This is a genomic window from Azonexus sp. MM2026_4 (assembly GCF_055901855.1).
In genome coordinates this window covers 958,811-973,111 of sequence record NZ_CM148380.1, presented here as the reverse complement: position 1 = coordinate 973,111, position 14,301 = coordinate 958,811, and the positions used below count along the sequence as shown (strand labels likewise).

At 58.3% G+C, this 14,301-nt stretch carries 12 protein-coding genes and 4 pseudogenes; 8 read left to right on the top strand and 8 right to left on the bottom strand.

Annotation, left to right across the window (positions count from 1 at the left end):
- Positions 1-17 precede the first annotated feature (17 nt).
- Genes AC0KWY_RS04555 through AC0KWY_RS04540 form a run of 4 tightly spaced genes read right to left on the bottom strand, consistent with a single transcriptional unit; the run spans position 18 to position 3,796 of the window.
- The gene (locus AC0KWY_RS04555) at positions 18-1,265 is read right to left on the bottom strand and encodes a nucleotidyltransferase domain-containing protein (RefSeq protein WP_474028458.1); all 1,248 of its coding nucleotides are present in this window, start codon (positions 1,263-1,265) and stop codon (positions 18-20) included.
- On the bottom strand, positions 1,262-3,007 hold the full coding sequence (locus tag AC0KWY_RS04550) for an ABC transporter ATP-binding protein (RefSeq protein WP_474028457.1): 1,746 nt from the start codon (positions 3,005-3,007) through the stop codon (positions 1,262-1,264). Before AC0KWY_RS04550 ends, AC0KWY_RS04555 begins: the two co-directional genes overlap by 4 nt.
- Complete coding sequence (locus AC0KWY_RS04545) at positions 3,004-3,492, bottom strand: lasso peptide biosynthesis B2 protein (RefSeq protein ID WP_474028456.1); 489 nt, start codon at positions 3,490-3,492, stop codon at positions 3,004-3,006. Before AC0KWY_RS04545 ends, AC0KWY_RS04550 begins: the two co-directional genes overlap by 4 nt.
- A gap of 16 nt (positions 3,493-3,508) precedes the next feature.
- Positions 3,509-3,796: a PqqD family peptide modification chaperone gene (locus tag AC0KWY_RS04540; protein WP_474028455.1), complete on the bottom strand. Its 288-nt coding sequence runs from the start codon at positions 3,794-3,796 to the stop codon at positions 3,509-3,511.
- A 75-nt stretch (positions 3,797-3,871) separates the two neighbouring features.
- Between AC0KWY_RS04540 and AC0KWY_RS04535 the strand changes: the two genes are divergently transcribed.
- From AC0KWY_RS04535 to AC0KWY_RS04505, 7 genes and pseudogenes are all read left to right on the top strand, one after another.
- Positions 3,872-5,557, top strand: coding sequence for an asparagine synthetase B family protein (locus AC0KWY_RS04535; protein WP_474028454.1), 1,686 nt, complete (start codon positions 3,872-3,874; stop codon positions 5,555-5,557).
- A gap of 265 nt (positions 5,558-5,822) precedes the next feature.
- The gene (locus tag AC0KWY_RS04530; RefSeq protein WP_474028453.1) at positions 5,823-6,080 is read left to right on the top strand and encodes a hypothetical protein; all 258 of its coding nucleotides are present in this window, start codon (positions 5,823-5,825) and stop codon (positions 6,078-6,080) included.
- A 43-nt stretch (positions 6,081-6,123) separates the two neighbouring features.
- A complete protein-coding gene (locus AC0KWY_RS04525) occupies positions 6,124-7,821 on the top strand; it encodes an IS1634 family transposase (protein ID WP_474026189.1) in 1,698 nt (565 codons plus the stop codon).
- A gap of 441 nt (positions 7,822-8,262) precedes the next feature.
- Positions 8,263-8,871, top strand: a pseudogene (tnpC, locus tag AC0KWY_RS04520) (IS66 family transposase); the annotation flags it as partial.
- A gap of 43 nt (positions 8,872-8,914) precedes the next feature.
- Positions 8,915-9,052: pseudogene (locus AC0KWY_RS04515) on the top strand (IS3 family transposase); the annotation flags it as partial.
- Between the two features lie 322 nt (positions 9,053-9,374).
- Positions 9,375-9,986, top strand: coding sequence for an IS701 family transposase (locus AC0KWY_RS04510; protein ID WP_474028452.1), 612 nt, complete (start codon positions 9,375-9,377; stop codon positions 9,984-9,986).
- A 265-nt stretch (positions 9,987-10,251) separates the two neighbouring features.
- Positions 10,252-10,725 carry a hypothetical protein gene (locus tag AC0KWY_RS04505; protein ID WP_474028451.1) on the top strand — a complete coding sequence of 158 codons (474 nt, stop codon included), beginning with the start codon at positions 10,252-10,254 and terminating at the stop codon, positions 10,723-10,725.
- Between the two features lie 504 nt (positions 10,726-11,229).
- Here the strand turns inward: AC0KWY_RS04505 and AC0KWY_RS04500 are convergent.
- A pseudogene (locus AC0KWY_RS04500) lies at positions 11,230-11,367 on the bottom strand (IS200/IS605 family transposase); the annotation flags it as partial.
- Positions 11,368-11,584: 217 nt separating this feature from the next.
- Between AC0KWY_RS04500 and AC0KWY_RS04495 the strand changes: the two are divergent.
- A complete protein-coding gene (locus AC0KWY_RS04495; RefSeq protein ID WP_474028450.1) occupies positions 11,585-11,872 on the top strand; it encodes a lasso peptide biosynthesis PqqD family chaperone in 288 nt (95 codons plus the stop codon).
- A 123-nt stretch (positions 11,873-11,995) separates the two neighbouring features.
- Here the strand turns inward: AC0KWY_RS04495 and AC0KWY_RS04490 are convergent.
- From AC0KWY_RS04490 to AC0KWY_RS04480, 3 genes and pseudogenes are all read right to left on the bottom strand, one after another.
- Positions 11,996-12,112, bottom strand: a pseudogene (locus AC0KWY_RS04490) (hypothetical protein); the annotation flags it as partial.
- 5 nt (positions 12,113-12,117) lie between these two features.
- Positions 12,118-13,434 carry an ATP-grasp domain-containing protein gene (locus AC0KWY_RS04485; RefSeq protein WP_474028449.1) on the bottom strand — a complete coding sequence of 439 codons (1,317 nt, stop codon included), beginning with the start codon at positions 13,432-13,434 and terminating at the stop codon, positions 12,118-12,120.
- A 9-nt stretch (positions 13,435-13,443) separates the two neighbouring features.
- On the bottom strand, positions 13,444-14,298 hold the full coding sequence (locus AC0KWY_RS04480; RefSeq protein ID WP_474028448.1) for a sulfotransferase domain-containing protein: 855 nt from the start codon (positions 14,296-14,298) through the stop codon (positions 13,444-13,446).
- Between the last annotated feature and the right edge of the window lie 3 nt (positions 14,299-14,301).

Genomic DNA, 14,301 nt, shown 5'->3' with positions numbered 1-14,301 from the left:
ACTGCCTTGCTTTCACTTCATGTTCGGAGCCAGTGACTTAAATAATTCAATCGTTGCAAGTCTGCACTGGTTTGAGATTGTCGTTGGCTTTTCAGAAAATCGGGAAGGCGCTGGGTGGCAAGTCGCCACCAGTTTTTAATATAAAAAGGTAAAACCATGACCGAGTTGGGTGAGACCGGGTAGTTTGCGGCGAGTTTGGTCCGGGAGGGGAAGGCTTTCGACAGGATCAGACGAAGCTTGCTGATTCCGCTGTTCTCAATATCGATTTCCTTGGAAAGCTTTAGATTTGAGCGAGCATCGAAATCTTGCAGGATCAACAGAGAGGCGGTCTCGATAACATCGCTCATGTCCGTGTTCAAAACCAAGAGATGCTCTGGCCACTGTACAGGTTGGCTACCGTAATAGCGCTCTACTAGTTTGAGAGCCAGCAGGCAGGCACGGGTTTGTCCATGGGTCTCGGCGAGTCGCCAAAACAGCGGCCAGTTGATGTTGTGCAATTCCAGCAGAAAGGCAATATCACTGAACAGCAAGGGGCCGTTGTCAAACATGTGGTCGTTGACCGCATGAACAATCAAGTGCAGCAGAAGATCGGTAACCGAGAGAAAACCGATCGATTCGCCCGCCACTTCGCGATGAATGGCGCGAAGCCATAATTCAGGATCATCAGCTAGGTCAACTTGCTTGTCTTGTTGCTGAGGATGAAATAACCGCAGGTGCAGCTCAATACTGGTCTGCCCGGAAGGCGAAGCCAAGGGGGGCAAATGTTTATTGAGTTCAGCAACAGCCGAGGGGTCGCCCTGATACTCCGCTAGTCTCGATAGTCCGCTAGACAGGAGCACCTGATAAGCACGCAAGACTGATTCTTTCGGCACCAGAATGTCTAAATCACGTAACGGACGAAGCGCTGGATTCGGGTAGGCGTTAAACGCCAGAAAAGCCCCTTTCAGGGCGATATGCGGAATGCCGGCATTTTTCAAAATGCGGTGCGTGAGCAGCAGCTCACGCTGCATCACTAAGGCGCGCAAAGCCGCTCTCTTGAAGCTGGCAGCCAGCTCTGTTTTTACGGCCTCAGGAACTGGTAAATCGCTGCGCTCACGGGTCAGCCGCCAATGCAGAAGCGGGCCGAGCCGATGTTGGCGGACCATGTGGAGCAGAATCTCCCATTCTGGTAACTCAAGCGCCACAATTGCTCTGATTTCAATTTGGCGATGTGTGGAGAGCATGTCCAACAGCAGGCCTTGTAAATCAGGAAGAGTGTGTGTCATATCGACAGATTCCTTGAAGTGTTGATCTCAGCCCAAGTACCTTGGGCAACAATCCGTCCCTCTGCCAATTGAATCACCTGATCGGCGTGCTCCAAGGTTGGTAGTCTGTGGCCGATTATGACCACCGTCAGATTTCCATGCAGTTGTTCGATGGCCTCGCGCACGCGCGCCTCGTTGTTGAGGTCCAGGGCACTGGTGGCCTCGTCCAGAATCAACAGGCTGGGTCGCTGCAGCAAGGCGCGGGCAATGGCGATTCGCTGGCGCTCGCCTCCCGAAAGACGAACGCCGCCATCGCCCACCAGGGTATCGAGAGCTTGAGGCAGGTCAAACACGAAGTCTGCGGCAGCCTGCTGCAGGGCTTCGCGCAACTCAGCTATGCTGGCCCCCGGTGCAGCCCAGAGCAAGTTGTTGCGAATGCTGTCGTGAAACAGAAAGACTTCCTGAGGTACGTAGGCGACCGAACGACGCCAGAGCATGCGCTGCCCGCCATCGATCCGCACTCCATCGACCTCCAGATTCCCGGCGTCCGGTCGTAACAATCCCATCAACACATCGGCCAGCGTGCTCTTGCCCGCACCAGAAGGCCCAATAATTGCGGTAGTCGTCCGGACGGGGAAACGAACCGTAAGCGCGTCCAACGCGGGTTGCTCGCGGCCATCGTAACGCACGCTTATGTCTTTTAGCGTCAAAGCCTCCCGCAAAGGCAAGGTAAGGAGACCTTCCGGCGCCACAGGTTCTGCGGCCTGCCGACAGGCGCGGAGCAATTCATCGATCTCATCCAGGGCCGGCATGGCATGCAGCCAGTGGTGATAATGCTGATGCGCAGTCATGAATAAGGGAATCATCCGGGAAAACAGCAACACCAGCGTCAAAAGTTCTGGCAAGGGCATGGGCCACACGGTCAGACCCAAATAAAGGTAGATGCAGAGTAAAGCAGCCCCCCCTACCTGAAAGAAGGCCCGCGACAAACTGGTATCGGCAATAAAGCGTAGCTGCTGTTCACGCAGATGCCTCGTGGTCTTCAAAAAATAGGCCAGATGCCGGGATTCATTTCCCAATATCTTGGCTAGCTTGATTCCAGCCAGGCTCTCCTGCACGTTGCCCTGCAAAGCACGATTGGCACTGCCGAGATTTTGCCCAAGCATCAACGCCGCCCGCCGGTGCCGCGACAATAGCCCGAACACCAGGCCAGCGCTCATCAGGACGACGGCGGTCATGCTCCACGAAAGTACCAAGGCCGCAGACACATACGCCGCCAGCGTGGCCAGCGCCGCTAGCAGGCTCAGGCCGAAGTTGAGTCCTACCCCCACCCGGGAGACATCGGTCAGCAACAGGTTCGCGTGATCGGACTTGCGTCCGGCTACGATCCAGCGCCACTCCACCCCCAAAAGGGCAGCAAAACAGCGCTCTCGCATCCGGTCGGCGATCTGGTGTTGCAGGCTCGCTCCCAGACGTTCTCGGGCGTATTGCACAACGCTGCGTAAGCCGATCAATATTAGAAAGGCGACCAGCAAGCCCTCAACGGAAATCGGCAGGCCAGCTCTCGGCAGGGTCGTGAGCAAGTAAGTGACCAAAGGATTTTCACTATCGCTCCGTCCACCAAGCAGCCCCAGCAAGGGTACCAGCAGCAGGAGACCGATGCCCTCGGTCAAACTGGCCAGCACCATCAGGGCTAACAAGGCCATTGGCCAACCACGAGGTGCTTCCCGCAGCAGGCTTACGAAACGGGACGGCGCGTTCATGTCGAATCAGGCATGCCGAGCCCCGGCGATACGAAGCAACCCACCACCGTAAACTGGCCGAAACTTTCGCCCCCCGTCACCCGAATTCGCCCGGCCGCTACCCAGGCATGCGCCTTCATCTCGGCGGATTCCGGGTCGCGCATCAGGCCGAAGTACAGGGCATAGGGCACGTTGTACCAGCCAAGCAAAAGGCGGGCTACCACGGCCTGAGGAAAGCAGTTGGAGTCCCAGGGCGTGTAGCGGGCCGTCATGCGAACCAGTCGGCCAATTTGCAGTGCTCGGACCTCCTTGGCGGGGTCAAGTAGGGGCACCTGGGCTGAAATGCCGGCGTTCGCCCCCAAGCGCGGTGCAAGACGACGGAAAGAGATGGTGAAGATCAGGGCTTTGGCTATGCCCAGCAATAACCAAACCGGCACAAAGCCGATCTGGTTCAACAGCGGTTGGCGCAGAAAACTCTTCGCCTTGCGCAGCAAAAGCTTGAGCATGTAAATCTGCGACGGGTCAGCGTGCAGAAATGCTAACCAGTCCGTGGCTCTGCATATCCTCGACAAACCATTTCATATCGGCCTGGCAAGTGGGTTCATTTACCTCGAATTCGCCGCAAATGGCCTTAACGATGTCTGTTATCGAAGCGGGGGACTCCGGTAGTTCCCATACCCGTGAACCGACACCGCCGACGCCATAATGCTCAGCACGTTCGATGCTCATCATCACGGTGTCACCATCCATGTCGGTGGCGACCAGGTCGGGGTTACGGACAAAAAGACAAGTGGGATCAAAATCGGGCATGGCGTATATTGGGTTCAGGAATATCAAGCAGAAGTGTAGCATCTCGACCCTCTCAGCCCAATCCTACCCATATTCATGACTTCAGATTCCATTCAGATTGATTTCACCGGCCAGATTCATAATCTCGCCGATCTGCACAGGGAATTGGGAATCCCCGAGAAAAATGCTGAAGTAATTGTCGTGGCAGCCTGGCGGCGCTGGGGTGAGGCCTTGGTTGAACACCTGATCGGCGACTACGCCCTTGCCATCCGCGATGACGCGCGCCATCTCACCTACCTTGCCCGCGACCCGCTCGGCGTCAAACCGCTTTATTACCGCCTTGACCAAGGGCGGCTTACCTACGGCTTCAGCATCCCGGAACTGCAACGGCGTGCGGCACTGCCTTCAACCAAGGACCTGGATTGGGCCGCCGCCTACATGCTGCATCTCTCCTTCAGCCAAACCGAAACGGCTTACAAGGAGATCAAAAAGGTCGCCCCTGGCCATTGGCTGACCTGCGACGACAATGGCCGCATCAAGATCCAGCGTTATCACCACTGGCGCGACGACGCCCCCTTCACCACGAAGCGAGATCCGCGCTGGGTCGAGGCGTATCGTGAAGTGTTGGAAGAGGCTATTCGCTGCCGCATGGACCCGGATGCCCCCATGGGCACCGAGAACAGCGGCGGCATCGATTCCGCCACCATCACCGCCTACCTGGCCCATTTCCTCGGCGAGCCAGGCGACCGGCTATATAGCTTCGGCTTCGCCCTGTGCGAACAGGAACCCGCCTTCATCCTCGAAACCAGTCAGGCGCAGCATATCCGCCACAACTACCTCATCACCGCCCGCTGCGCTCCAGGCATCGTCGACAGTGTTGCGCACGGCTTCCCGATTCTGGGTTACCCCCAAGAACATGGTAATGCCAGCGGTCACATTCCCTTCCACGAGGAATGCCAACGGCGTGGTATCCGTAGTCTGTTCTCGGGTTTTGGGGGCGACGAGGTGGTGACCAACTCGGGCGGCCATTTGCGCCATGAACTCCTCGACGGACGGCATTACGCCGCCTTGTGGAATATTCTGCCGGGCGACCCGGTACGGCGCAGCCTGCGGCTGATCAAGGCGCTCGCCACCCCAAGCAGCAGGCCAAGCCACAACCCCAACTATCTCCGGGCCTGGCAGCAGCACTGGCCCAATCAGTTAGTGCGGCCCGAGGTGGTACAACGCCTGAACCTGTACGAGCAGTACATGGAAACCGCCATCTACGACGCCCCCTACCGACGGATTAACGACTTCATCCTTATGCATCACCTAAAGCGGATGCAGGTCACCGCCCGCCTGGAAGACTGCACGCTGATGGCGGCGGCCTATGGCGTCGATTACCGCTGGCCGCTGTGGGACGTGCGCCTGGTGCAGCAATACCTGTCCACTCCGAGTATCGAAAAGGTCGGCCCGAAGGGCGTCGGTCGCTACCTGCACCGCCGCGCCATCGATGCGGTGGTGCCCAAGCGGGTGGCCTGGAAGCCAAGCAAGGACATGGGCTATGCCCGCGTGTACCAGGACATGAAAGACACAGGAATCGTGACAATGGCCGAACAGGCGCGGCAACTTGAAAGTGGCCTGCATCCGGCGTTCGATGCCCTCATCGACCGCGACAAATGGCGTCGGCAGATTGCCCGCGCCCTACAAGGCCAAGCCGACGACGGGATTGCCTTCCAGTTCAGCCGTAGTGCGAATGCCATCGCCTGGCTCGACCGGTGGCTAAACGACGGCCCCGCATAGGCGAGGCATCGGACATTTTGTGGGAAGGTGCCGCCTGTCAGCGACCGCCGTATTGGAGCCACCAAATGATCGGCATATAGGAGCCAGGCTGTGACTGGCGTAATGGAGCCAGTGCGTGATCGGCGTATAGGCGCCACTGGATGATCGGCGTTATGGCGCCAGCGGCGATGAAGAGGTAAGCAACGGGCATTTCGGGATATCAACCACGACTCGTTACCCTCGGCGATTTTTTGCTGGAGGGTTGGTGAGCAGGAGGAGGTTCGAAATGCACCACTACCGACAGGCCCTGATGCGGATGCGTCAGGGGGATTCCGACCGCGACCTGGCCAAGAGCGGCCTCATGGGCCGGCGCACGGCGGCCGCGCTGCGGACACTGGCCGGCAGGGCTGGCTGGACAGCCAGCACCCCCGAGTTCGACAGTTCGAGCCCAAAAAAGGCCATTTTCGAGCAGTTGCCCACGCAGCCATGCGGGTTTCAAGGCGATTTTCCAAAAAGTCGTGTAGTGGCACGTCGCTGGTTTTAATAGCTATATTTGACAAGCATTGCCGTGCTGGTAAAGTATTGGCATGTTCCTCAAGATCACTCGTTCCGGTCCGCGCCAGTATCTCCAGCTTGTCGAAGCCTTCCGTGACGACGCTGGCAAGGCCAAGCATCGCACCCTGGTCACGCTCGGTCGCCTGGATCAACTGACCGACAGCCTGGATTCCGTCATCTCTGGCCTGCTCAAGGTCACCGGTCGGCCGGATTTCCTGAATGCTCCATTGCCCGCAGTCGAGTTCGAATCGGCGCGTGCGCTCGGCAACGTCTGGGCACTCAACGAACTGTGGGAATCGCTGGGCTTTGGCGAACTGCGCCGCGTGTTCCGCAAGACCCGGCACAGCATCGATGTCGAAGCGCTGATTCGGGTCATGGTGTTCAATCGCCTGTGTGATCCGGAGTCGAAGCTCGGTATCTTGCGCTGGCTGGAGACGGTAGCGATGCCGGACGTTGAGGTGGAATCGATCACCCATCAGCATCTGCTGCGCAGTATGGATGCCCTGGTCGATCATCAAACTGAAGTCGATGCTATGGTCGCCAACTTGCTGCGCCCCTTGATCGATCAGGAATTGTCGGTGGTGTTCTACGACATGACCACCATTCGCACGGAAGGTACCTCTGACCAGGAAGGCGATGTCCGCCAGTTCGGCATGGCCAAGGAAGGCCTCATCGCCCGTCAGGTCATGCTGGGAGTGGTGCAAACGGGCGATGGCCTGCCGATTTATCACGAGGTGTTTGCCGGCAACACGGCGGAATCGCCCACCTTGTTGCCGACCTTGAAGACGGTGCTCGAACGCTTCCCGTCGATTTGCAGGGTGGTGCTGGTGGCAGATCGGGGCTTGCTGTCGCTGGATAACCTGGAGGCGCTCTCCGAGATCCGCCTGCAAAGCGGTGAGCCACTGGAATTTGTGCTGGCCGTTCCCGGACGACGCTACAGCGAATTTGCCGAACTGCTCGACAGCTTTCAGGCGCAGTGCGTCGATGCTGAGCAGGAAATCGTCAGCGAATTGCCGTGGCGTGGATTGCGCTTGGTCGTTGCCCACGATCCTGACGTCGCCAAGGATGCCCAGGCATTGCGCCGCGAACGAATCGAAGCGCTGGAAGCTCAGGCGAACGCGTGGGTAGGCAAACTCGATGCGCAGGATGCCGGGGTGAAAGCCCGTGGCAAAAAGCTCTCCGACAGCGGCGCCAAGGCGCGGCTGTATCACGCGGTCAAGGATGCGCATCTCGCCAATATCATTCGCGTCGATTTGAAGAATGAGCTCTTTGCCTACGAAATCGACCCCGATGCCCTGGCGCTGGCTGAACTGATGGATGGCAAATTGCTGCTGGTAACCAATACGCCGGATTTGTCGCCACAGTGCGTGGTTGACCGTTACAAGTCGCTCGCCGATATCGAGCGCGGCTTCCGGGTGCTGAAATCGGAAATCGAGATTGGCCCGGTGTTTCATCGACTGCCAGAGCGGATCAAGGCGCACGCTGCCATCTGCTTCATTGCCTTGATCCTTTACCGCGTCATGCGACAGCGATTGAGCAGCGCCGATGCGCAACTGTCGCCGGAGCGGGCGCTGCAGGAGTTGCAGAAGCTTCAGCATCATCAGATTCGCATCAATCAGGCCGAACGGCCAGTCACTGGCATTTCTCGCCTCTCCGAAACACAGGACCGCGTTTTTGCCGCTTTGAGATTGAAAAAACCGACGCAACCACAGCAACTTTCTCTCTTGTAGTACACGTTTTTGAACTGCGGTTCATATAAAACAACAGCTTGCGCGTTTAACTGTCGAACTCGGGAGCACCCGTTGCCGGAAGACGCCAACATTGCCGACGCCCTGGCACCGCCAAAGCGGGCGAGCACCACCATTTCCCATCTGGAACCGCTGCGCGAGCAGATTGCCGCTTGGCACGCCCAGGGTGTTTCCGGCGTCGTCATTCTGGCCGCCCTGAAACGCGAGCATGGCTACACCGGCAGCTATTCGGCGGTCCGGCGCCTGCTGGCCACCTTGAAGCGGGAATCGCCGCCGGACACCACCATCCGGCTCGATTTCGCACCCGGCGAGGCGGCACAGGTCGATTTCGGCGCCGGGCCGATGCTTGGCCGATGCGGCCGGCGTGGTGTGCCGAACCTGGGCCTTCGTCATGACCCTGTGCTTCTCGCGGCACCAGTACGTCGAGTGTATGCCAAGGGTGACATCCTGGAAGTCGCATGCTGGGCCCATGCCCGCCGCAAGTTCTTCGAGATTCATCAAGCTCAGGGCTCACCGATCGCGGCCGAGGTGCTCAAGCGAATCGCCGCCTTGTATGCGATTGAAAGCAAGGTTCGCGGACAACCGCCAGATGTCAGATGCAAAGGGCGGGAATCCGCCAAGCCCCTCCTCGATGAATTCCATGCCTGGCTACTCGACACACGACGACAGCTCTCGAAGAAATCCGGCCTGGCGGATGCCATCGGCTGTGCCCTGAACCATTGGCAGGCATTGATCCGCTATGCCTCGGACGGGCGCATCGAGATCGACAACAATGCCGCTGAACGGGCGCTACGGGCGATAGCGCTCGGGCGAAAGAATTTCCTGTTTGCCGGTTCGGATGCCGGCGGTGATCGCGCTGCCGCGATTTACAGCCTGATTGGTTCGGCGAAACTCAACGACCTCGACCCGGAAGCTTATCTGCGCTTCGTCATCGAGCGAATTGCTGACTACCGAATCAGCCAACTCGACGACCTGCTGCCTTGGAATGTCGCGGACCAGATCGCCAAGACCGAGTTCGCTGTTACTGCCTGATTCCGATTACCTCGGAAAGACGGTGGTCGCCGGACGGTTACCCTTTCAGGAGAAGCTCAAGGAATACGGCATGACCTGCTCGATGAGCCGGAAGGGGAATTGCTGGGATAACGCACCAACGGAGAGCTGGTTCAAGAGCTTCAAGAACGAGCGGGTGCATGGCATTCGCTATGCCACTCATGCCAACCCGCAATCGCGGTCTGGAAGATTGAAAATAAATACACCGAGAAGCGTTGAGTTGGATGCTGATTCTGCCGCAGAGCGCAAAGAAGGCGACCATCCCCGAGGAACCGCAACCTACGTCCCCCCCCCCCACATTCAAGCAGTTAGGCATGATGGGGGCACATAAGGAGCAAAACTGGGTAACTCTTGTTCTACCTTGCCAGATTCGCCGACAGTCATCTGAATTCGTCATGCGATAAAATACAAAACATTGTTTTTAATGGTTTTAATGAGGCTTTAAATCACCATGACGGACTCAATATACCAAATGCATTCACGGCTTGGTCAAGTCGGCGCTCGGCCATTTTGACGACCATTTCACCCCCTATCGGCACTGTTTTCAACGCCGGACCCGCTCGGTTGAAGATGCAGCCAAACGCTACGTCCACGGCTTGTTTCAGTGTGACCGGCGCAACATGGAGCAGATGGCCGAGCAGGTGGCAGATAGCCACTACCAACGGCTCCATCACATGCAGAGCGAGTCAAACTGGTCACGCGCCGATGTCAGGCAACAACTGATCGCCGACGCCAATGCTCACTTCGGCCACGGCGCCGCCTTGGTCTTCGATGAGTCCGCCTTCGCGAAGAAAGGCGACAAGTCCGCCGGCGTGGCGCGCCAGTGGAATGGTCGTCTGGGCAAGACCGAGAACAGCCAGGTCGGCGTCTTTGCCGCCTTGGTGCGGGATCGTGCCTGCGCCTTGGTCGATGGTGAGCTGTTTGTGCCCGAGCATTGGTTTGATGACCTAGAGCGCTGCCGTGAGGCGGGCATGCCGGAAACGCTGGAATTCCGGACCAAAGGTGAAATTGCCTTGGCCCTGTTGTTGCGTTTGCGGCGTGAAGGACTGCGTTACAGCCATGTCGTGTTTGATGCTGGTTATGGCCACCTGCTCTAGTTGTTGAACAATCTGGATGACGAGGGCGAAACCTTTCTCGCTGCGATTCATGCCGGCCAGGGCATTTATCTGGAAAACCCGCAGCCGGCCCTCCCTGAGCGCACGTCACTCCGAGGCAAAGTGCCCAAGACCTTGCACGCACAAATCGAGGTACGGAGCGTCACCGACTGGGCGCATGCCCAACCGGAGAGTGCCTGGCGTCTTTTGGCGGTACGCCCCGGCGAGAAGGGGGTGGTCATCGCCGAGTATCTGGCCCGGCGGGTCTATGGTTGGGATGGCAAGACGACCACAGTACGCTGCTGGCATCTGCTGGTGCGCCGAGATCGACGGCCGCAAACTCAAGTTCTGTTTCGCCAATGCCAAGCCCCAGGCCTCGTTACGCCGACTGGCCCGCATGCAGGCCGATCGCCATTTCGTCGAACGGGCTTTCGAGGATGCCAAGAACATCTGCGGCATGGCCGACTATCAGGCCCGAGCTTGGCAGGCCTGTCATCACCACATGGCGCTGGTCATGATCGCCCTGATGTTCCTCGCCAAAGAGCGCTTGGTGTATCGGGAAATCACTGCCAGCATGCTCTCTTGCCATGACCTGATCGACATCCTGCGTCACAAATTACCCAGCAAAGTCAAAACAGATGACGACCTTGTCGCCATGATCGAGGAGCGCCACCAACGACGCCTGAAAGCCACGCAATCCGCCTATCAAAAACAGGCCGAATCCCTTGGCGCATCAAATTGAAGACCAATCTGAGAAAGTAGAACTATTGTCCCCTTATGTGTATTAAAATCCAGCAACCCTCCCCACCGCAAAGGCACTGATATGCAATCTTCCGCCGACCCGAGCCCCTGCACAGACCCACATAGTTCTGCAGCCGTTCATGAATATGCGCCCCCCACGGTCATAGTGTTGTTTGCCCCCTCGGTCACTTGCGGCAAACCAGGTGGCAATCCAACAGAGGGATCCCCATCCCCACCGTGGGGCCCCTCGTAGGAGCCCACAGCGCCGCGCCATCCGCGAAGCAGCCTAAAATTTAACAAGCAACAACCGTCCCGCCAAAGTCGGTTACATTCAGACGAAGACGATTTCGGCACCGGGAAAATCGTTACCGGGATTGAAGGTAAGCGCTTGTTGGCTGCACTTGTCTGATAACGAAGGTCCATTACATGCAAGCCGCTCAAAGCGGCTATGCGGGGGCGCTAACGCGGCCCCGAGCTCTTGGCGCCATCCTCGGCGCCCCATCGGTCACACGAGATTGAGCTGATCCAACCGCTCGTCCTCCTTCTCTTGATCTCGGATGCACTTCCGAATCACCTCTTCATCTCGCCCAACCGTCAACACAAAATAGCCTCTTACCCAGAAGCGCCGACCGACAAAGTTACGCCGCTGATCTGGCCCGCGAAATCGAACTGTATATCGTCAAAAAGTGACATGAGATCGAATGGATGTATGGTGGGAAGCAAGCCGAGATGACCTACAGTCTTCATCGTACATTCAATCGTGATCGGTTGTTTATCAACTCCGTTTAGGGGTGATCTGAATGCCCCTGCTCGTAATTTGCTAGCCAATCAAACCCAATTTCACTTGCGCCCAATTTGCCATGACCCTCTTCGACCAAACCAGCACCTTCGTCCGCAACCCCGATTTGATTGCCACCGACATGGATGGTGACACGGTCATGATGAGTATCGAACATGGCACATATTACGGCATCGGTGGAGTCGGTTCTCGTGTCTGGGAGTTGTTGGCGCAGCCCGTCTCCTTTCCTGAAATCACCAGCACGATCTGCACGGAATTCAAGGTTGACAAAAGCACCTGCCAAGCAGATATGGAGCGCTTCCTCGGCGAACTACACACACTTGGCCTGATCGACGCCCATCAGCCGTGATTTCGTTTCATCACTGATTTGGCCAAGGCGGCAAATTTCCGTCGTCTATCCAACAGCGCGCCCGAAGTTTGAGGCCCCCTCGGTTTTTCGTCTGCCAAAGGGGAGGGGATTTCATGCTACCAGTTATTCCTGTTGTTGCTCATTGATCCAGTTTTCCAGGAACCGAATCGGCGACCTGTAGCCGAGGGTCGAATGCTGCCGCTTCCGGTTGTAGAAGACCTCGATGTACTCGAAGCTGGCGGCCTTCATGTTGTGTCTTTGGTGGTAGTCGAATTTTGAAACCGCCTACGGGCTCGTGTTGTTTCACAAACCGTGCTCAAAAATCCCTCCCCCCGAATAATTTGCGGCGTTTCCGTCGCCCAACCCGTGTTGGCCTCCAACAGGAGCGGACCATACGGGGTCAATACCCAGTCCCAGGCTAAGGCGCGAATATCCGGAAAACGGCGATGGGCAGCATGTGAATGCCGCACCAATTCGGCCCAGTCCGGAAGGGGCGGCAGAGCGAGCGCCAAGGCTTCGATGCCTTTCATCCTAGTGCGGATCGCTACATCGTGCATCGGCAGAGCGGGTAAGGACAAAAGTACGCCGGCTTCCGGGCGGATGGGGAGGATGCAATAGACGGTATGACCGCGCTTGCTGGTGCCGGCCGGGATTTCCAGTGTAGCGCTCAGGCAGGTCGGCTCCGACAGGGCGGGATCGACCTCATCCGGCCACTGGCTGATGTAGCGCACGGTGATGACTTCCAAGTCGTAGGTAAGGGGCGCCAGCTGTGGATGATTTTCCAGGCACGGCTGGACCAGAGCCGTATCCAGCCTTAGCAGGGATTGCCAGGCGGCCTCGACAGCCAGCGTGTCCGGCAACGGTTTGCCGGCGAAGGTGTGGCCTTCGAAGCCCCGTTCGGTACGCCAGGCGGCGAAAGCGCCGCGCCCCTGGTTGCCGCTGTTCATCTTGCAGAAGACGCGCGGGTGCTCCCCCATGAGACTGGCCAACGTGGCGCTCCCGCCAGCCATCTGGGCCAGGGTGGGGACTACCGGTATACCGTCAGCGGTAAGCGACTCCGCGAGCGCGACCTTGTTCTGGATCAGGCGCAGCGATTCGGCCTTCCAGCCCAGTGGTGTGCTGCGCCAAGCGTGATAGGCCGAGGTTTCGCTATCGTAGACGTAATCGAGCGCTTGCTGCGTGTCTCGGTAAAGGTGGAGCTGGTAACTGGCATGTGGCGGAATGCACCAATTCAATGCCAGCTTCGCGACTCGCCAGCCCTGGCGGGCGCGCGAGATGCCTTCTTGTTCCGCAACGGCTAGGCCGAAGCGCCAGACGCTGCGCCAGCAGGCCGGCAGGGCAAACCACAAGACCCAGCGTAGCCACAGCCAGGCTTCGAGGGCCAGCCAGAGCGGGCGTGACCAGCGCATGCCACTTTGCCACCAGAACATCCGATGCAAGAGGATACGGCGATCCCGTCCCGGCCAGAGATAACGTAAGCCGATCAGGCCGTGGGGCCGCCTGCGCTGGAGGATTTCACGATGGATACCGCTGACCAGTCGGCGCAATCGTGCGGCGTTCATCGTCCGGCTTCAGAGCGGTTTGCCGGCGGCGTCCAGGTAGCCGAAGCGGCGCATGACCGGACCATGATCGGCGACGATGCGTTCGACCTGTTCGGGCGTCAGCTTGTCGCGCCAGCCGCCGCTTTTGCCTTGGCGGAAGAAGCGCTCGGTATGTTGCGGGCGTTCGCGGAAGCCTTTTTCCACCTCCTGGCGCGCCAGTTCGTGGAAATCGCTGAAGCGGATGGCTTTCTCGATTCGGGTTGGATCGGCGGGCAAGTCCAAAAAGGTCGTAGCGCGGGTAAAGGTAGTCATGGGGTCGCCCTGCATGTCCTCGTAGCGAATCGCCAGGCAATTCAGGTCGGGCGCATCCGCCCAGCTTAGTACATGCTCAGACCAAGTGAGGAGTATTTGCCGTACCTGTTTAGGCAAGGACTTGCGCGAACATGCGAGCGCCATTTTCGGGTCGCCCATGAGTTCGATGGCCTGATCGATACTGCAATGCCAGTGGTTGGCCGCGGAAGGTGCGACATCGAGTGGGTTTCTCAGGATGTACAGGGCGCCCAGCGTGGCTTCGTGGCTGATCAGCGGTTCGCCGTCCGTAGTGGAGATGTAGGCATCGTGAATCTTGTGGTAGCTGATCTCCTCTTCTCGCAAGGACCAGCGATAGACCTCCGGACGCAGGCGCTCGACCTCGTCGGGAGTCAGCTCGGCGGTATCGAAACCGAGTACTTCATCCAGCCAGCCGCGCGCGCCGGCAATACTGCCGGTCGAGAGGTCGTTGATGTCGACGGGTTGCGCGCCGTCTTCCACAAGATTGCGCATGAAGGTGCGAAACCAGGTGTTGCCGGATTTTGGGTAGGAGGCCAGCCAGTAAATACCGCCCATGGC